Source organism: Flagellimonas olearia (assembly GCF_009184425.1).
Classification (GTDB): domain Bacteria; phylum Bacteroidota; class Bacteroidia; order Flavobacteriales; family Flavobacteriaceae; genus Flagellimonas; species Flagellimonas olearia.
The window spans coordinates 1-554 of the sequence record NZ_WELG01000032.1 but is presented as its reverse complement, the minus strand read 5'-3'; the positions used below and the strand labels follow the sequence as shown (position 1 = coordinate 554).

Annotated in this window: 1 pseudogene; it reads left to right on the top strand. The window is 44.0% G+C overall.

Going from position 1 to position 554, the window contains the following annotated elements:
- Window positions 1-160: 160 nt before the first annotated feature.
- Window positions 161-554, top strand: a pseudogene (locus F8C76_RS19875) (DDE-type integrase/transposase/recombinase); the annotation flags it as partial.

Here is a 554-nt window from a genome sequence, read left to right as displayed (position 1 = left end):
GAGGTTGGTAGAAGATGGGCCTTTGAGCTCATTAGATTTCGAACCTTTTCCTCAGTGCGAATCATGTCTCAAGGGAAAGATGACCAAAAGGTCATTCTCTGGAAAGGGACTAAGGTCAAAGGAGTTGTTAGAATTGGTTCACACTGATGTGTGTGGTCCTATGAACAAACTAGCAAGAGGAGGATATGAGTATTACATCACCTTCACCGATGATTACTCTAGGTATGGATATGTCTATTTGATGCGACGCAAGTCTGAGGCGTTTGATAAGTTCAAACAATTCAAGGCTGAGGCGGAGCTACAACTAGGGAAACATATCAAAGCCCTTCGATCTGATCGAGGTGGCGAGTACCTCCTAGGTGAGTTCAAGGAGTACCTCACACAACAAGGGATTGTGTCTCAGTTGTCTGCACTGGGTACACCCCAGCAAAATGGTGTAGCAGAGAGAAGAAACCGTACCCTTCTTGATATGGTAAGGTCCATGATGAGTCATGCAACCCTACCTATATCTTTTTGGGGTTATGCCTTAGAAGCAGCAACATACATTTTAAATA